The organism is Chryseobacterium sp. MEBOG06, assembly GCF_021869765.1.
In the GTDB taxonomy this organism is placed as follows: domain Bacteria; phylum Bacteroidota; class Bacteroidia; order Flavobacteriales; family Weeksellaceae; genus Chryseobacterium.
Genome location: NZ_CP084580.1, coordinates 5,150,856 through 5,169,136 on the forward strand (window position 1 = coordinate 5,150,856; position 18,281 = coordinate 5,169,136).

The window sequence follows — 18,281 nt, forward strand, 5'->3', positions numbered from 1 at the left end:
TACCATTTCATAAATTTCTATTATAAAAATAGTAAAAAAAGAAAACCAGTAAAAGGATTGTGGATAAAAAAATGAAAATTGTGGTTAAATTCTTACCACCAGCCTTTTTCCGCCTGGTATCTCAGCGTTCCATGCTGATTCGATCTCTTTGATATCAACCTCTTTTGTTTCTATTTTAATTTTCCCATCCGCAGCTGCCTGAAACATTTCCGGAATAATTTCCGAAAATAAAAGGGCAGACTCCTCTCTTGTCCAGCTTCCCAGGCCAGATCCTGAGATCTGAATATCGGTACCTCTAAGAATTTGGGAAGAAAGCTGAATGGTATCACCGCTCATTCCTCCTATTGTAATCAGCTTTGTTTTATGGGAAAATGTTCCGTCTCCTTTGAAGGCAGCCAGGATCATCTCCACAGAATGCCCCCATAGATAGTCCAGAATGATATCAACGGGTGTTTCAGAATGACTTTTTTTAATTGCTTTTTTAAAGTCATCATCATTCAGCTGGAGGGAAATTATTTCATCTGCTCCCAATGCAAGGAGAGACTTCAGGGATTCTTCATTTCTTCCGGTAACAATTATTTTTTGAGCGCCATAAATTCTGGCTATCTGAACTGCTATCTTGCCTGTAATTCCTGTTGCTCCGTTAATAAGTACTGTATTTCCGGGCTGTATCCCTGCTCTGAATTTTAATGCCATTGCAGATCCCATTACTGCATTGGGTAATGCTGCTGCTATAGAAAAATCAAGTCCTTGAGGGATCTCAACCATCATTTTTTTATCTGCTACTGCTTTTTCTGCTACTGTTCCTTTCTTACTGAAGAAATAAACACTGTCACCGTTGTCGAGGTGGCCTACCCCATCCGAGCCGATAACAGTGGGCTTATGTTCTTCGTGGCCTGTAGAATAATGGTTTCCTCCCGCCCTTGCTCTGTCAAGATTTTTAATAGAAGCTGCTTTTACATGAACCAGGACTTCGTTTTCTTTTGTTAGTTCCGGCTCCGGAAAATCTGCATATTGAGGGATAGCACCTTTTTCAAATACGACTGCTGCTTTCATTGTTTTAAATTTTACACAAAATTATTGCAGGGCATTTTCCGGAGCAATAACATTTGTTATCAGTTTAAAATAATTGATAAAATGTATCGAGAATTGAATTTTCAGAGGGATGTTTCTTTCAGGATTTTGCTTTTTATCCTGCTGAGATGGACGGTTGTAACGCCCAGATATGATGCAATATAATGCTGGGGAACCCTTTTAATGATCTCAGGTTTTTGCTGAGCCAGATTAATATAGCGCTGCTGAGGAGTATCTTTTATGAATGAAAAGAAGTGTTTCATGTAATCGAATATCCTTTCAAAAAGGGCATCCATAAACAGCGTTCGAAGGTCTTTATTTTCATAAACATCTTCCAGAAATGCTTCTACATCAGGTTTATTTATTTTATACAAGATACAAGGCTCTATTGTTTCGAAAGAAACCATGCTTGGCAATCCTTTTTTAAAGCTTTCCAGCGATGAGAACATTGTGTTTTCAAGAAAAAACTGAAAGGTTACATCCTTTCCGTCGTTGTTATACCAGGCTCTTACAATTCCTTTTTTAATGTAGTAAGCATGATATGAAACTTCTCCTTCTTTTAAAAGCAGGGTTTTGGCAGGAACCTCCATCCGCTCAAAGCAGCCTAGGAACTTCCTCCATTTTTCTTTCGGAAAAGGGAATCTGTTTTTAATATGCTCAAACATTTCAGTATAAAAAAGAACGGAACAAAAGGAGTTCCGTTCTTTTTATTTATTTAGATTAAACTTTTAATTTTGGCAATGATATCATCTCCTAATTTATCTGCTTCTTCCTGAGATTTAGCTTCTGTATAAATTCTGATGATAGGTTCTGTATTGGATTTTCTTAGGTGGACCCAATTGTTTTCAAAGTCTATTTTCACTCCGTCTACGGTAGAAACTTCTTCATTCTGATATTCCTTTTCCATTTTTCCTAAAATAGCATCTACATCTATTTCCGGGGTAAGTTCTATTTTCTTTTTACCCATGAAATAGCTTGGATATCCTGCTCTTAATTCTGAAACGGTCTTATTTTCTTTTGCCAGATGCGTTAAAAATAAGGCTACTCCTACTAAAGAGTCTCTTCCATAATGCAGCTCCGGATAAATGATTCCTCCGTTTCCTTCTCCACCAATCACAGCATTTTTCTCCTTCATCAGAGTCACTACATTCACTTCTCCTACTGCACTGGCAAAGTATTCTGAATTATGGGTATGTGCTACATCTCTCAGAGCACGGCTGGAAGAAAGGTTGGAGATTGCCGCACCGTTTTTATGTTTCAACAGGTAATCAGCAACGGCTACTAATGTATATTCTTCACCAAACATTTCGCCTTTTTCATCGATTAAAGCAAGTCTGTCTACATCCGGATCTACTACAACTCCTAAATCTGCTTTTTCTTTTTTTACCAATTCACAGATGTCCCCCAAATGTTCTTTCAAAGGTTCCGGGTTATGTGGAAAGTGACCTGTTGGATCACAATACAGCTTGATGGTTTCACATCCCAGTTTATCTAAAAGCATTGGAATTGCAATCCCTCCTGTAGAGTTTACTGCATCCAGTACTACTTTGAATTTTTTTGCTTTAATAGCTTCCACATCTACCATTGGAAGGTCAAGAATCTGCTGGATGTGAATATCAAATGCATCATCTCTGGTTTCATATTTCCCTAGATTATCTACTTCTGCATAGTTGAAGTCTTCACTTTCTGCCAGCGCCAATACATCGGCTCCGTTTTCACCGGTGATGAATTCTCCTTTTTCATTTAATAGTTTAAGGGCATTCCATTGTTTTGGATTGTGAGAAGCCGTAAGGATAATTCCTCCGTCTGCATTAAGCTCAGGAACCATTATCTCCACTGTAGGTGTTGTAGAAAGACCTAAATCAATCACATTTATACCCAACCCCTGTAATGTTGCTGTAACCAGAGAAGAGACCATCTGACCTGATATTCTCGCATCTCTACCGATAATAAGAGTCAGATCTTTTTTATTTTTATTATTCTGAAGCCAGGTCCCGAATGCGGAAGCGAATTTCACCACATCAAGTGGGGTAAGGTTATCATTTACTTTTCCGCCTATGGTTCCGCGAATCCCTGAAATAGATTTTATTAACGACATTATGTTTTTATTATTTTATTATTTTCTGTCTAAATTTTCCAACGCAAAGATACTTAAAAGACCTTTCAACTTATAGAACCGGGATTTTTTTTTGGATTTTATCGTAGGTGTTTTTTACAACTTTCGGAGGAGCAAAACGATAGCCTATGTATAAGAGCCCGTAGAGGTTACTGTTTTCTACTGTTTGGTTATTTTTCTGATCGTAAGCATAAGCACTAAAATTCATTTTCCCACCGAATAAAAAACGATCGGTGTTGTAACCGATGTGAAGCCCTCCTTCCATTCTTATGGTTAGATATTGGGCATTTTCCTTTACACCTCCATTCTCAATATTACGGTAGCTGGAGAATTTCCCTCCGAGTCCCAATGCCAGAAAAGGTGAAATATTAATATTTTTACCAAGTACCCAATTGTAGAAGTATCCGATGTTACCCCCAATTTTATATTGAAATTCTTTACTTTTTATTCCTTCGGTTTTATTTCTGAAAATCGTAAGATCATAATCCAGAAACGGGACCCAGCTTCCACTGCTGTTTTTCTGCCATTCTCCCTGGGTATAAATGCTTTTTGCTGAAAAATTTTTATTAAGAATATAGGATGTAGATCCTCCGAAACTCTGCACCCGCAGATCAGGAAACTGAAGGTAAGGGTCTCTTCCTTCCTGCCATTGAGGAAAAAGGTCTTTCATATTTTCAAGATAAAATCCACGTACATTTTTGTAATAAAAAGTCTGGATAAATCTTTTTGGAAAAAGCCTGAAGCTGAAGTCTGTATAAGAACTGCTGCCTTTCAAAGCCCCGCTGTCATTTCCCTGTAAAAACTTAGGGGCAAATGATAGCGTAGCACTTATAATTTTATAATCGACTGAAAGGGATGTTTTAACCTTGTTATTGATTGAGAAGACTGTTTTCTCTGCATCTTTATATTCTCCTTCTGAAAAGGTATAGCTTTCAATATTGGTATCGAGATTGACACGGATCATAACCTGCTCCGCATAAGATTTAATATTGGCAGTATCGCTTTGTGCTTTCGTAAGGAAGGCAAATGATAAAAATAATAAAACGAATATCGCTTTTGGAATACTCAACCCGGATATTTTAAATTAAAAAATGAAAATACTACATTTTTTTCAATTATCCATTGATATCCCTATTTAAGAGCAGCCGCAGTCTTTATCGCAGTTTGTTCTTTTGGAGCTGAATTTTTTCGGTGCAAAATTCTTTCTAAGTACTTTAAATAAAGAGTAGCAGGCAAATGCTACAATTATGAAAATAAGTACATACTGAAAAATTAATGATGAGTCCATTACTTTAAAATCTGATATGCTATCATCGACACAAAATATGCCAAACCTGTCATCATGACTACCTGAAAGCCGGTCCATTTCCAGCTTTTGGTCTCTCTGTAGACTACTGCAAGTGTAGAAACACACTGCATTGCAAATGCGTAAAACAGAAGAACGGAAATTCCTGTAGCAAAGCTGAATACTTTTTCTCCATTCGGTTTTACATCTCTTCTCATTTTATCAATTACCTTTACCTCCGGAGCGTCATCTTCCAGACTGTATAAAGTAGACATTGTTCCCACAAAAACCTCTCTTGCTACGAAGCTGGTAAGGATTCCTACCCCCATTTTCCAGTCGTAACCCAAAGGAGCGATAACAGGCTCTATTCCTTTACCCATTTTTGCCAGATAAGAGTGATCAAGGTGAACGTCTGCCGCTACCAGCTCATCTGCTTTTTGCTTGGGCCCAAAATAGCTAAGGAACCAGATAATGATACTTACAATGAAAATGATCTTACCAGCACCGGTGATGAAGTCCCATACTTTACCCAAAACCATTTTAAAGTCATATCCGAAAAGTGGTTTTTTATAGGCAGGAAGGTCCATTACCAGATAGGTTTTCCCTTGATTTTTAATAAATCCTTTAAGAATTGCAGCTGATAATAATGCGACTAAAAAGCCGAGAAGATACATTGCCATCAGGACCAGAGCTTTGTACTTTATTCCCAAAAATGATCCTTCAGAAATTATCAGACCGATAACAATACTGTATACCGGAAGTCTTGCTGAACACGTCATAAATGGTGTTACGAGAATAGTCAGCAATCTTTCTTTAACGTTTTCAATATTTCTAGTGGAAATTACCGCGGGAATAGCGCATGCAGTTCCCGATACAAGGGGAACAATACTTTTACCGTTAAGCCCAAAGGGACGGAGTAATCTATCCATGAGGAACACTACTCTTGCCATATATCCTGAATCTTCTAACAGATAAAGGAAATATAAAAGAATTCCTATCTGTGGTGCAAATACCACAATTCCTCCGATTCCCGGAACGATACCGTTCGAGATCAGGGAATTAACAGGCCCTGCCGGAAGGTGCTCTCCTGTAAAAGCAGCCAACCATGAAAAGAAGCTTTCAATCCAGTTCATCGGATATTCTGCCAGAAAGAATACACTCTGGAAAATAACCAATAGAATTATAAGGAAAACTACATAACCCCAGAATTTATGAACTAAAACTTTATCCAGTTTTTCTGTCAGTAATTCTTTAAACTGTGCTTTTTTAGAGATTACATCTTCTAAGATTTTATCTACATATTGATATCTTCTAACAGTTTCCTGAACCTGCAGTCTTTTAGGAACCAGGCTTTTAGTCTCAGAAGCATTAATCTGTTCTACTACGGATCCTATTCTTCCGAGATCTGTGCCCAGTGAAAGGCTCATCCAGGCTTTATATTCATTATCAAAACCTTTGTGTGATGCCAGTTTCTGAATGAAATCTTTATGTTCGCTTGGCGTTTCGAAAGAGATTTTATCTGCTTTTAAAAACTCATTGTTATAAACGGCTTCTCTTACCTCATCAATACCAATCTGCTCTTTGGCGTTGGTCTGAATAATTTTAATGCCCAGGGCTTCAGAAAATTTCTTGACATCTATGGTTACCCCTCTTCTTTCTGCCTGGTCAATCTGATTGACAATCAGCATCATCGGAATACCTAGATCCTGAATCTGCTGAAAAAGCAAAAGTCCTCTTTTTAAGCTTAATGCTTCAAGAATATAAACAACTCCTGCATAGTTTTTCTGCTCATCAATCAGATATTTTGAAAAAATAGCTTCATCTTCAGAACTTGGATACACACTGTAAGAACCAGGAAGATCAACTACTTCAACTTCCTCATTTTCATACACATATTTCCCTGAATGGCTTGCTACGGTAACACCTGCATAGTTTCCTGTTTTCTGCTTTTTGTTGCAAAGCGTATTGAAAACGGTAGATTTTCCTACATTGGGATTTCCGACTAAAAGTATCTGTTTTTTCTTGTTTTCCTGCATTAATTCAATTCTTCAACAATGATATAATCTCCTTCTTCCTCACGAAGAGCAATCCGGCTTTTCTCTGCTCCAAATTCTACATACATCGGTCCATTGAAAGGAGCCTGGTACAAAATCCTGAAAATGGTCTCCGGGAGAAGTCCCATTTCAATGATTTTATTGGGCATTTTCAGATGGTCATTATCATATCCCAATATCTTCCCCATTTTATTTTTAGGGAATCCACTTAATTTATGTAATCCTTTCACTTCCAAAGCCTAATTTTTAGTGATGCAAATATACGCTATTTAAATTTAATCTAAATAACGTTTCGGTATAAAAGAAATCAACCCAAACACATTGCTGTATCTGGGTTGATTCAAAATATAATTTAGTTGATATGAATGCTTATTTTTTCTTCTTATCAGAAGCTTGTTCTTTTTCTATTGGATTGTCGTTAGCATTGTAAAAATCCTTATACTGCTTTTCCTGCTTTTTCATCATATCTCCTACCGTTCCATCCATTCCAGGGATGGTTTTAGACATCATTTCCTGTGTCATCATAGGTCTTACAGAAGAAAACGGATCTTTTTTAAAGTCACTAAAAGTTTTCTCAAATTTTTCTCTTGTTAACTCATTTACTTTTCCTCCTGAAGCATGCATTAAATTTTCAATGTAAGAGAATTCCGTATAATCTTTCACTTTTTTATTTCCCTGCAATACCCAAGAGTAATTTTTATCAGCATCTTCAATTTTTACAATTAAACCGGGAAGCCCATAAAACTTATAAGGTCCGTCCTGAAATGGAATATCTGTACTAAACCAAGCAGTCCAAGTTCTTCCTCCAAAATCAGTTGTTGCCTTTTGTGCGTTATATTCTCCTATTTTTTGTTTATCAGCTAAGATATTCCAGTTGAATTTTAATTCTTCACTATAACCAATATTTGTTGGAGTAAATCCGTTAGCTATCTTATCCACATATTGTACTTTCATACTTGGGTATGACTTGTATATCCTTGCTGAAATTTTCGGGGTTTTAAGAGATTTTGAAAAGTCTTTCATCATCCCTGATTTCTTAATTGCCTCCATTTCAATCTTCATAATAGAATCCTGAGCGATCACTGTATAATCCTGATAAATTGATCTGTTCTTATCTGTTATATCTAAAATGGTCACTACCTTATCCAGCTTTGCCGAATCTTTCTTCGGCTTGAAAGTCAATTCATAAAAGAAACGGTTTGCAGTTTCTTTGGATTCCTGAGCTCCTGCAAATGCAAAAAGAGCGATAAGAAATACTGAGAATAGCTTTTTCATTGTATCAAAGTTTACCTAATAAGTAATCATATTTGTTATTTTGTTACAATATTTTTTAATTTTTATTTTTTGTAGTTTTTTTCATCAGTTTTAAAATTATGATTTGCCATGCAAAAAATTATGATTCTGTTAAAATATTTTTGAATCTAAAACACTTATCTTTAGGCTTTTAAAAACAAAATATTATGGATACCTTATCTCAATTAAAATCCGAACTGGAGGGAGAATTCCAAACCACAAAAAAATTTATTGATCTTTACCCTGAAGGGAAAAATGATTACGCCCCTCATGAAAAGAGCATGAAAATGATGCCGCTTGCCACCCATCTTGTAGAAGTTTTTGAATGGCCCAATACCATTTTGAATACCTCGGAACTGGATTTTGCCACAGGAGGCTACAAACCTACAGTTCTTTCAACAAGGGAGGATCTGATTAAAAAACTGGATGACAGTTATCAGGCCGGTAAAGCTGCTTTAGAAAAGGCTACAGAAGATGAGCTGAACCCAAGCTGGACGATTAAAAATGATGGGCACGCACTGGCCAGCTGGAGTAAATACGGAGCGATCAGACATGCTTTAAATCAAATTACCCACCACAGAGCTCAGCTTGGAGTATATTACAGACTGAACAATATTCCTTTACCGGGAAGTTACGGTCCTTCTGCTGATCAGCAAAGTTTTTAATACATCATTATATCTCAACAAAAAACCAATCCCGAGGGATTGGTTTTTATTTTATTTAAAGTTGAATTTTACGGTAAACATTACCTGGCTGGGGCGGAGCTGAATTTTGGTGTATGTATTGGCTGTAGCGCTCACATCATACGTTTCAAAAACTTTTCTGTTGGCAATATTCATCCATTTTATTTCAAAATCGACTTTTTTCTTTGCCCATGAAAACTGATATGAAATATCATAGAATGCATTATTATAGCTTTGGTTTATATTACTGCTGTTCACCTGATCCCAGTTAAAACCTATTGTGTGGTTCTCTATCGGATAGAAATAGGCTGCAAGGTTGTGGGTATATCCGTTTCTTTTGCTTTTACCATTAAGCTCAGGAAGCAAACTGGTATTGGTTTGTTTGGTAAGTGAAATACTTGCATTATAATCAATACTCATCCAGCTGAAATAAGTATTATTCAGCTTAAACCCATAAGACTGGGCATTATTTTCTCCTTCATAGGCTCCATCATTCTGATAAGCATCTGATCTTGAAGTATTATTACTATAGCTTACTGAAGCATTTGTTTTAAATTTTGGGAAATATTTTCCTACTTCTGCACTGTATACATTGCTTACAGCATGGTTGTCCTGTTCTATATAGCTTCCGATCATAAACCCGGAAGAATTCCTTGTAGGGTTGGACATTAGGTTTCTTTTGATGTCACTGAAGCGATAATTAACGTTAAAAAACAAATTATTAAGTGGATTTCTATATTCAAGCCTGACTCCCGTAGATTTTGTGTTACTCTGTGGAATGGGATTATCTGGGCTCATCACATTGATTCCATTTGGAGACTGCATAAGGTAACCTGCATATGCCGTATTCACATCACCAAAATTATTGCTTATGTTCCCATTCGCGGAAGCTTTCCAAAATGAAGCAAATGAGTACTGTACAAAAGCATTCGGTTCAAAAGTAACTTTATTCACCGATTTGTCAACGTTTCTCAAAGGATCATCTGCCTTAATATTATTGGAATTTACAGGAAGATTAGCAAATAACATCCACGATTCGCTTTTATAGTTCACTCCTACACTTCCATAAGGTGAAGCTATAGAATAGGTGAGATCATTGTAATAAGCATCCCCATATCCAAAATACTTTCCGGCCTGCAGATTAATCAACGCAGAATTAAGAGTGGTTGTCTTATAATTAAAACCTACTTCCGGGGTAAATGTCCATCCTTTAGCAGAAAAGCCAATATTGGCAGAATGATTAGCTTCAAAAGTTTTAAGTCCGAACTTCTGTCTTACAGTTTCTGCTTTAAATCCTGGCATAAAACCCGGAATTTCCAGATAAGAAGCAGGCGTAACATCTAAAGTCTGTTTATCATTCTGATAATTGATAAATGATTTAACATTCACCATTTTTTCTTTCCACGGAATTATTGTACTCAACGAGTTCTGGAACGATGAAGTAGGGGATTCTACAGCCTCCTCTCCATGTCTGCTAGATGTATTTGACGATGTACTCGTTCTGTCTGCCAACGCCCTGTCTGCATTCCAGAATTGAGAGAAACTGGTGGTATTTTTAAAGAACCCTTTTTTAGCATTCTTTGTAAAGATCAATTCTCCTTTTGCTTTATCTGTATAAAAGTTATTCAAAACATTCTGAATGACAGTAGAAGCAGGCGTATCAGGTGTTGCAAAATAATCCGTTTGTTTATAACTTTCCCTGCTTACTGCATTATTGGTATAGTTGGCACTCGCTTTTAATTCCCACTCCTTCTTCTTATCGATATTAACTAAATAATTGGCTGATAAATAATGAACATTATTCATTAAATATCTCTTGACAGGAAGATCAGGAGTACTTGCATTTTCTACACTCAGCCAGTTATTTTGACCGGCATTGATTCTTCTTCCTTCCCATGAACTTCCAAAGGCAAGAATATTTCCTTCATTTTCTACCTGCTCGCCCATATTATTGGTTTTGTAGTTGACCACCCACTGACTTTTCTGTCCAAAAAACATAGGGGTAAGCTTAACATTCCAAAGCCATGGATCTCCGAAACCGGTTCCTACTTCTCCCCTACCTGTCATGGTAACAGAGTTTTTAAGCTTGATATTAATAGCTGCCTGATCAGAAGGAACCTTGTCCTGAAGTATTTTTACGGGCTGGTGGTTTTCAAGAACCTCTACTTTTTGGACGGCATCTTTGGGAAGAGAATTATTTATGGTACCATATCCTCCTTCCATAAGGTCTTTTCCGTTGACGTAGAATTTATTAATTGCATTTCCCTGATAAAGAATTGTTCCGTCATTGTTCACTTCAATACCCGGAATCTTTTTCATCACATCTGCCAGTGTCCTGTCGTTTTTACTGTTGAATGCCTTAAGATCATAAGAGATGGTATCTCCTCTTGCGGTGATCATCTTTGTTTTTAACTGTACTTCTTTAATTTCTGTAGCTTCAGACTGCATTTTAAAATTCAGAGTCTGGTCACTATTGCTGATTTGTTTGGTAAGGGGTTTCTGATTGAATGCTTTTACCTTAAGATCTACATTACTCTCTCCGGAAGTAAAAGTTACTTTGTACTCTCCTTTAGAATTGGTAATTGCATAGGCAAGTATGGCATCTTTACCGGGCTCTTCAATTGTAACACTGGCACTTGGTACTGCTACCCCGTCGTCGTCAGTGATCTTTCCTGAAACCGTCTTCTGTGCGAAAGTAAGCACAGTAAAAAAAAGCATCAGAAATAAAGAAATATTTTTTTTCATACTTATTATTTGCTCAATTAGTTAGTCTTTATGATAATTCGTTACACTTCTTTTAAAGATCTCTTTTATTACAAAAAGTTAAATCTATATCACTACGAAAATAGTTATATTTTTCATATGTCGAAAATTTTACTCAATTTATTAGAATGAATCGCTTATTAGCAATTCATAAGTAAGAATTATTAAAATAAATTTTGAATTACCACATAAAAATAAAATTGGTCAATAAGCTCATTTTTATCATTTTTGTTCTATTTACAAAAATTAATATTATAGTAGCAAAACGAATCAAAATTCTCAAGTCTTAATATTAAAATTTACATATAAACATATATCCCTACATGAAGAACTAAAACAGCTCATTGATTCTCATTTTCAAATTTTATCAACTTCCAAGTGATTTTATCTATTTAATAGAAATATAATATTTATGGTTATTTCAATTATTCCAGCTGCAATAACTATTAACTGTCCTACAGGTATATTTTAAAGTGTTTCATTCTCATTTATTCAAAGAATAGTAAAAAACTAATTAACCAATACAAACACCTATGTTTTTATTTAGACTAAATAATAAAATTGAGTTAGAATCATGAGTTAAAAAAATCATTAACCTTCATTTGTAAATATTAATTTAATAATTTTGTAATATAAATTTATTAAAATGGGAATAATTTTAAAGCCTATAGATGTTGTAGATGACATTTCTAAAGAAGAATTCTACGAAAAATATCTAAAGCCAAGAAGGCCCGTTGTCATCAAAAATATGGCAAAAAACTGGCCTGCATATCAAAAATGGACGATGGAATATATGAAGGAGGTTGTAGGAGAAGTGGAAGTCCCTTTATATGACAGCTCAAAAGCAGACCCTTCTGCCCCCATCAATTCTTCTGCTGCAAAAATGAAGTTCGCAGACTATATAGACCTTATACAGCGCGAGCCTACCGATCTAAGAATATTCCTTTTTGATCCCATAAAATACGCTCCAAAACTTTTGGAAGATTATATTTCTCCTAAAAAACTGATGGGAGGTTTCCTTGATAAATACCCTAATATGTTCTTTGGCGGAAAGGGATCTGTAACTTTCCTTCACTTTGATATCGATATGGCCCATATTTTTCACACGCATTTCAATGGAAGGAAACATATCCTTCTATTTGATTATAAATGGAAAGAAAGACTGTACCAGATTCCTTATGCGACTTATGCATTGGAAGATTATGATATCGAAAATCCCGACTTTACAAAATTCCCAGCCCTCGATGGCGTAGAAGGTATTGAGTGTTTCCTTGAACATGGGGATACTTTGTTTATGCCTACAGGATGGTGGCACTGGATGAAGTATCTGGACGGAAGTTTTTCTATTTCTCTAAGAGCGTGGGACAAATCATGGGCAGTAAAGGCACATTCTCTGTGGAACCTTACTGTACAGCGAAAGTTCGATGACATTATGAAGTCGAATTTCAAAAAGAAATATATGGACTGGAAAGAAAAACTTGCTTTTAGAAGAGCCGAAATCGCCTTGAAAAGAGGTTTACCAAAATAACAAAAAGACGTTTCGAGTGAAACGTCTTTTTGTTTACAATCTATTTGTCAACTATTTACAAGACTCTATAGACAGGATACTGTCTGAATGTTTTCTCTTCAAAATAAGGAGAATGTTTATACACCCAATCCAATTGTGCTTCCCCGTCTTCTGAAAGTTTTTTATCTGAAGTTTTAGCAACCTCGAAATCTTGTCTCAGTTTTTTATCATTTTTCAAAAGCTCTGCTGCGGTATCTTCAAAAATGTATGCAGAGTAGTATTCTTTCTGAGCTAAGATTCCGTCAAAGAAATTCCAGTTGAAAAAAGAGTCTAATGCTTCAGGTTCAAGTGTTTCTATGATATATTTTACCCCTGCCTGGCTGGTAGAAATCAAATAGTCTCCTGCTGAGAACGTCTCGTTCTTTTTCATTGACTCTACTGAAGTATCAGAATGAAGGTAATGCCCTTCATATGGATTTTTAACAGTTTTAAAATCTTTAATTTTATAGGATTCGACTGCAAAGGTGCTGTCCTTCTGAATAGGTTTCATTTGAATTCCGTTTCTCTTAAACTCTTCAATAACACGGTATTGAGACTGCGGAATTACATAGTATTTAGGAATGGTAATATATCCTGTAGGAACAGCTGTTGTAAAAAGCTTTATTTTTTTAGTAAAAGGTTTGTTTCTGTCATAATACAGCCTCAGCTTTCCTGAAACTTCACTGGGTTTATATTTTCCTTCGTACCCTTTAAAATCCATGGAAGAAAATTTAGTAGAATCTATTTTCCAACGGATTCCGTATTGCTTTCCGGCTTGATACTGTTTTAAATTTTCAAGGCGAAGCTGCTTTATTTTATGATAATCCTTGTCTAAATTCTGAAGATTTACTAACATATACTTATAAGTAGCGTCTACTCTTTTGTCATAAGGTTTCAGCATATGCGTCTCGGGAACGGTTCCTAAAGAATTGAAGAGTGTCGTATATCCTGTAGAGTATCTCGGAGAATCTTCGAAGGCCGCAAAACCAACTTCGGGTACATCACCATGAATGTTTACGTAGGGCGTACTTTCGTAACCCAGTTTCTTCATATCATCAAGATTTTTAGCCTGATAATCATTATAGAAATAAGAACCTAAAATATTTCCCAGCCGTTCTTTGAAGGTAGAGATATAGGTAAATGTATATTGATAGTCTGCTCCGTTGCTGACATGGTTATCAATAAATACATCAGGCTTCAGCCACTGATAAATTTCCTGGAAGCTTCGGGCATTTTTAGAATCAGCTTTTATAAAGTCTCTGTTCAGGTCATAGTTCCTTGTATTTCCTCTGAAGCCATATTCTTCAGGTCCATTTTGGTTGGCCCGCGAATAAGAACCTCTGTTCAGCATTCCGCTTATATTATATGCAGAAATAGCGGCAATAATGAAGTTTTGAGGAGTTTTGATTTTCTTAACAGCCAGATCCCGCATCAGCATCATCGTTGCATCAATTCCATCCGGTTCTCCTGGGTGAATTCCGTTATTAACAAAAAGAATGGCTTTATCTTTTCTTAATTTTTCAAGATCTTTTTCAGGGAAAGGGTTATAAACAACTACATAAATAGGTTTTCCGTTGTCATCTTCACCTCTTTTAAGATATTGAATTTCAGGAAATTTTTTAGACAGATTCTGATAATAGGTATTCATTTCATCATAGGTAACGGTCTGATTTCCGTTTCCTTTTTCAAAAGGGGTCTGAAGTGAATTTTGGGCGAAAATAAATGTGGAGCTTATAAAAAGCAGGAGGTATTTCAGTTTCATTGTGGACATATTTCACGATTTAAAATTAGTCAATATGAAGCTTCCAAAAAAACAAAATGCTAAAAAGACTGAATTTATTATGTTAAATCAGAAACATCACAGGTTTTGAAAACCTGTGATGTTTGACGGGTAAACAATTTATATATCCCGAAATTCATCTATTTCTCTTTCTTATACTATCTGTTTCTTCCTTTTTCATGAGGATACAAGAGTGGCAGCGGATCGCTTTGCCAGAATTCTTTGGTTTCAATATCCATGATGGATAAAGCTCCAGTAAAGGCGGCTCCGGTATCTATATTCCAGATATTGGCCTTATTGACCGGTGTTTTGATCCCAAGATATAATGTTGGGGTATGCCCAATGAATATTTCTTTATATAAAAGCAGTCTTTTAGGATATAATTCTGAATTTCTTTTCAGATTTTTATCCATTGCAACAGCAGTTTCCCAAAGGGTTCTGTCCCAATGGTAATTACTGGAGTAGACTTCTTTTTCGGGTCCATGCATGGAGGAGTATCCTGCGTGAATAAACAAGCGGTTCTGATCATCAACGTAGTAGTTTTTCATCATTTGAAAGAATTCAAGATGGTTTTCCAAATCTTTCGGGGAATAATCTTTATAGCTTTGTATTGTACTTTTTCCGCCATTGAAAAGCCATACTTCCGGAGCGTTCCCGAAAGCAAGCCAATCTTCACACCATGCATCATGATTTCCCTTGATGAAAATACATTCCTGATTTTGAGAAAGCTCTATTAGAAACTGAATAATCCGGGAGGATTCACTCCAGCCGTCTACATAGTCTCCAAGGAAAATCAATGTATCATTAGGAGTAACCTCAGCGCGTTCAAAAATCTGCTGCAATGCCCTAAATCCACCGTGAATATCTCCTATTACTAATGTTCTGCTCATTAAATTTGTCTTTATTAACGTCTACTACTTTTTTATCAGGCTCTTCAGCATTATTTTGAAATATACTGTGCATCTACAAAATCTGTCAGCCAGACTCCGTTTGCTGAAAGATAAAACACGACCCCTTCTTCATACATCTTCCCTGTTCTGATTGTCAGAATAACAGGTTTACCGTGTCTCATTCCCACCTTTGTAGCAGTCTCTTTATCAGCACTTAAGTGTACGTGCTGACGGGTCCTTTTTTCAATTCCTTTTTCTAAAATAGAGGACATATTAGCTTCAGCCGTTCCGTGATACAAAAAATCAGGAGGCTGCACACCTTCCAGCGAAAGATCTATATTAATAGAATGTCCCTGGCTTGCACGGATTTGGGTTTTATCTTCGCTAAAAGCAAAACGTTTTTTATTATTAGTTTCTACTACCTCATCTAATTCTTCGGGAGTAAAATATATTCTCTTTTGGGCTGATTTTGCTCTCAGCTCTTCTACATCTGCCCAGCCATTTTCATCTAATTTCACACCGATTGTTTCCGGCTGATGGCGTAAGATCAGGCTTAAAAATTTACTTATTTTTTTCTTTTCTATTTCGTTCATGGTTATGTTTTAGTTAGCAATTATAAAATTCTGGAGAAAAAGTTACTTCAAACCCCATCATTTCCGTTATTCTCTCTGCGTACTTATCAAAATCACGAATAACTGGAGAAATTGAAAGCATCAAAATTTTATTGTTCGGTAGGCAAATAAAAAAACTAGCATCACCCGGTCCCTTTCCGGGAAGCATATTTTGAATTTCTATTCCTTTTACCTCATGTAAAGGAACTAATAAAGTTCTATTATAAGTTGAAAAACCTAACATGCCGTTTTTCTCATCCACCCAAAATAAAGTATTATTATTTAAAAAGTCCAATACTTCAGGTGGCGTTTTAAATAAGTACTTTGTAGCGTTGTAAATCTTCTTGTTTCCCATGTCTACATATTTATCTATTTTGATTTTCCCTTTATATTCCTTCAAGGGCTCTTCAGCAATAGATCCTTCTTTTTTTGGCCTGCAAAATAAATTTGAGAGCATTCTTATCAAGGTTTTCACTATTATATAAAATATTTATTTTCTAATCGTGTACAAAGGTTTTCAATATCCTCCTTTCTTACCAGCTCATCAACCCATCGCTGAGGAATATTTTCAAATCCATAATAAATTCCGGCAATTCCTCCGGTAATCGCTCCATTAGTATCAGTATCCTCACCCAGATTAACGGCCTTCAAAACGGCTTCTGAATAACTTCCTGAGTTTAAAAAGCACCATAAAGAAGCTTCTAAACTATAGAGGACATAGCCCCGGCTTTTAATCTCATCTTCAGGATAATCTGAAATATCATTCTTTAAAATTCTATGAAAAAGCTCGACCTCTTTTGGGTTAAAACCTTGATATTCTGAATATTCCAAAGCTATATTTTGCATATGAGAATAGGCTTCTTTTTTATCTTTTCCTTTAATCAGCTGAATAGCAAAAATCACATACATGAAACAGGCAAAAACGGAACGGAAATGCCCATGGGTGATGCTGGAAACCTCTTTTACGGTAAGATATAACTTTTGAATATCTTCTTCATTTTCAAGGTAAAAAGCAAGAGGAAGAGTCCTCATGAGAGAACCATTCCCGTTATCTTCTTCAAAAATATTTCCTGAAAATCTGGCACTTTCTCCTTTAATCAGTCTTGCAACGGAATGCCTTGTAGTACCGCCAATATCGAAAAGCCTTCCGTGAGCGGTCCAGTGTCCGTATTTCACCCATTTTACAAAGCTTGCTCCTATCTTTTCCAGATCATACCCTTTTGTGAGCTCTTCTGTAAGGCAAAGGGTCATAGAGCTGTCATCACTCCATGTGCCCTTAGGCTGATTCCAGGACATATACTCCAGCATTGTGGTAACAGGATTTCTTTTCAGATCTTCTCTTTTTTTTAATTCTACAGGAACGCCTAGTGCATCGCCAATGCAGACTCCCATAATACCGGCTTTGACTTTGTTTTCCATTATGCAAGGTTTACCAGTTTGTCAAATAAAAGTTTCATTCCCTTTGTTGCGGGTTCTTTCATCACAACGGCTCTCTGCCCGTATCCGAAGCCTGTTTCGTTAGGATTGATAACGATTAAGAGACAGTCATCTTTGATCTCATGAATCAATCCTGCTGCAGGATATACTTGTAGAGAAGTTCCGACTACCAGTAAAATATCCGAATTTTTTACGATATCTTTTGACGTCTGATATAAAGGAACATCTTCTCCGAACCACACGATAAAAGGTCTCAATTGGGCTCCATCTTCAGCCTTATCTCCTATATTAATATCGCCTTTTTGCTCATAGATCAATCCTTTATTATTACAAGAGCAGGATTTGAACAGCTCACCATGGATATGAAGGATATTAGTGGAACCTGCTCTTTCATGAAGATCATCGATATTCTGGGTAATAATCTCTACTTCGAAATGTTTTTCCAACTCTGCCAATAAATGGTGGGCTTCGTTAGGCTGTACTTCATGCAGCTGTCGTCTTCGCTGGTTATAAAATTCCAGAACCAACGCTCTGTCTTTTCTCCATCCTTCCGGACTTGCCACATCTGTTACGTTATGATTTTCCCAAAGACCGTCTCCGTCTCTGAATGTTTGTATTCCGCTTTCTGCGCTTATCCCAGCACCGCTTAATATGGTTAATTTTTTCATTGGTTTTTAATTTTTTTTTTCGGGCAGCGGCCATTTGTTTTGTCATGACTATCCCAATATTTTTGTTCGTAAGATTGCCAA

16 protein-coding genes are annotated in these 18,281 nt (G+C 36.3%); 2 read left to right on the forward strand and 14 right to left on the reverse strand.

The window, feature by feature from the left end; genetic code table 11:
* Positions 1 to 84: 84 nt before the first annotated feature.
* The 7 genes from LF887_RS23475 to LF887_RS23505 all read right to left on the reverse strand — a co-directional run bounded on the left by LF887_RS23475 (position 85) and on the right by LF887_RS23505 (position 7,804).
* Entirely contained in the window at positions 85 to 1,056 is a 972-nt protein-coding gene (locus LF887_RS23475) for a zinc-binding alcohol dehydrogenase family protein (protein WP_236856654.1), read from the reverse strand.
* Between the two features lie 101 nt (positions 1,057 to 1,157).
* Entirely contained in the window at positions 1,158 to 1,739 is a 582-nt protein-coding gene (locus LF887_RS23480) for a Crp/Fnr family transcriptional regulator (RefSeq protein ID WP_236856655.1), read from the reverse strand.
* 50 nt (positions 1,740 to 1,789) lie between these two features.
* Positions 1,790 to 3,172 carry a phosphoglucosamine mutase gene (gene glmM / locus LF887_RS23485; RefSeq protein ID WP_236856656.1) on the reverse strand — a complete coding sequence of 461 codons (1,383 nt, stop codon included), beginning with the start codon at positions 3,170 to 3,172 and terminating at the stop codon, positions 1,790 to 1,792.
* Between the two features lie 70 nt (positions 3,173 to 3,242).
* On the reverse strand, positions 3,243 to 4,259 hold the full coding sequence (locus LF887_RS23490) for a DUF4421 family protein (RefSeq protein WP_236856657.1): 1,017 nt from the start codon (positions 4,257 to 4,259) through the stop codon (positions 3,243 to 3,245).
* A gap of 218 nt (positions 4,260 to 4,477) precedes the next feature.
* Positions 4,478 to 6,511: a ferrous iron transport protein B gene (gene feoB, locus LF887_RS23495; protein WP_236856658.1), complete on the reverse strand. Its 2,034-nt coding sequence runs from the start codon at positions 6,509 to 6,511 to the stop codon at positions 4,478 to 4,480.
* Positions 6,511 to 6,765, reverse strand: a complete 255-nt coding sequence (locus LF887_RS23500; protein WP_262912498.1) for a ferrous iron transport protein A — start codon at positions 6,763 to 6,765, stop codon at positions 6,511 to 6,513. Before LF887_RS23500 ends, feoB begins: the two co-directional genes overlap by 1 nt.
* Positions 6,766 to 6,898: 133 nt before the next feature.
* Positions 6,899 to 7,804, reverse strand: coding sequence for a GLPGLI family protein (locus LF887_RS23505; protein ID WP_236856659.1), 906 nt, complete (start codon positions 7,802 to 7,804; stop codon positions 6,899 to 6,901).
* A 185-nt stretch (positions 7,805 to 7,989) separates the two neighbouring features.
* Here LF887_RS23505 and LF887_RS23510 point away from each other — a divergent pair, with 185 nt between their 5' ends.
* Positions 7,990 to 8,487, forward strand: coding sequence for a DinB family protein (locus LF887_RS23510; protein ID WP_236856660.1), 498 nt, complete (start codon positions 7,990 to 7,992; stop codon positions 8,485 to 8,487).
* Positions 8,488 to 8,538: 51 nt separating this feature from the next.
* Here LF887_RS23510 and LF887_RS23515 read toward each other — a convergent pair whose 3' ends face one another.
* A complete protein-coding gene (locus LF887_RS23515) occupies positions 8,539 to 11,250 on the reverse strand; it encodes a Plug and carboxypeptidase regulatory-like domain-containing protein (protein ID WP_236856661.1) in 2,712 nt (903 codons plus the stop codon).
* Positions 11,251 to 11,914: 664 nt separating this feature from the next.
* Between LF887_RS23515 and LF887_RS23520 the strand changes: the two genes are divergently transcribed.
* Positions 11,915 to 12,796 (forward strand): cupin-like domain-containing protein, encoded by an 882-nt coding sequence (locus tag LF887_RS23520; RefSeq protein ID WP_236856662.1) that lies wholly within the window; start codon positions 11,915 to 11,917, stop codon positions 12,794 to 12,796.
* A gap of 55 nt (positions 12,797 to 12,851) precedes the next feature.
* Here LF887_RS23520 and LF887_RS23525 read toward each other — a convergent pair whose 3' ends face one another.
* The 6 genes from LF887_RS23525 to LF887_RS23550 form a co-directional block, all read right to left on the reverse strand.
* Positions 12,852 to 14,576: a hypothetical protein gene (locus LF887_RS23525; protein ID WP_236856663.1), complete on the reverse strand. Its 1,725-nt coding sequence runs from the start codon at positions 14,574 to 14,576 to the stop codon at positions 12,852 to 12,854.
* A 176-nt stretch (positions 14,577 to 14,752) separates the two neighbouring features.
* Positions 14,753 to 15,484 (reverse strand): metallophosphoesterase family protein, encoded by a 732-nt coding sequence (locus tag LF887_RS23530; protein WP_236856664.1) that lies wholly within the window; start codon positions 15,482 to 15,484, stop codon positions 14,753 to 14,755.
* Positions 15,485 to 15,534: 50 nt separating this feature from the next.
* A complete protein-coding gene (locus LF887_RS23535) occupies positions 15,535 to 16,077 on the reverse strand; it encodes an RNA 2'-phosphotransferase (protein WP_236856665.1) in 543 nt (180 codons plus the stop codon).
* Positions 16,078 to 16,090: 13 nt separating this feature from the next.
* On the reverse strand, positions 16,091 to 16,570 hold the full coding sequence (locus tag LF887_RS23540; protein ID WP_236856666.1) for a hypothetical protein: 480 nt from the start codon (positions 16,568 to 16,570) through the stop codon (positions 16,091 to 16,093).
* A gap of 2 nt (positions 16,571 to 16,572) precedes the next feature.
* Positions 16,573 to 17,514, reverse strand: a complete 942-nt coding sequence (locus LF887_RS23545; protein ID WP_236856667.1) for an ADP-ribosylglycohydrolase family protein — start codon at positions 17,512 to 17,514, stop codon at positions 16,573 to 16,575.
* Entirely contained in the window at positions 17,514 to 18,200 is a 687-nt protein-coding gene (locus tag LF887_RS23550) for an SIR2 family NAD-dependent protein deacylase (RefSeq protein ID WP_236856668.1), read from the reverse strand. Before LF887_RS23550 ends, LF887_RS23545 begins: the two co-directional genes overlap by 1 nt.
* Positions 18,201 to 18,281: the final 81 nt, after the last annotated feature.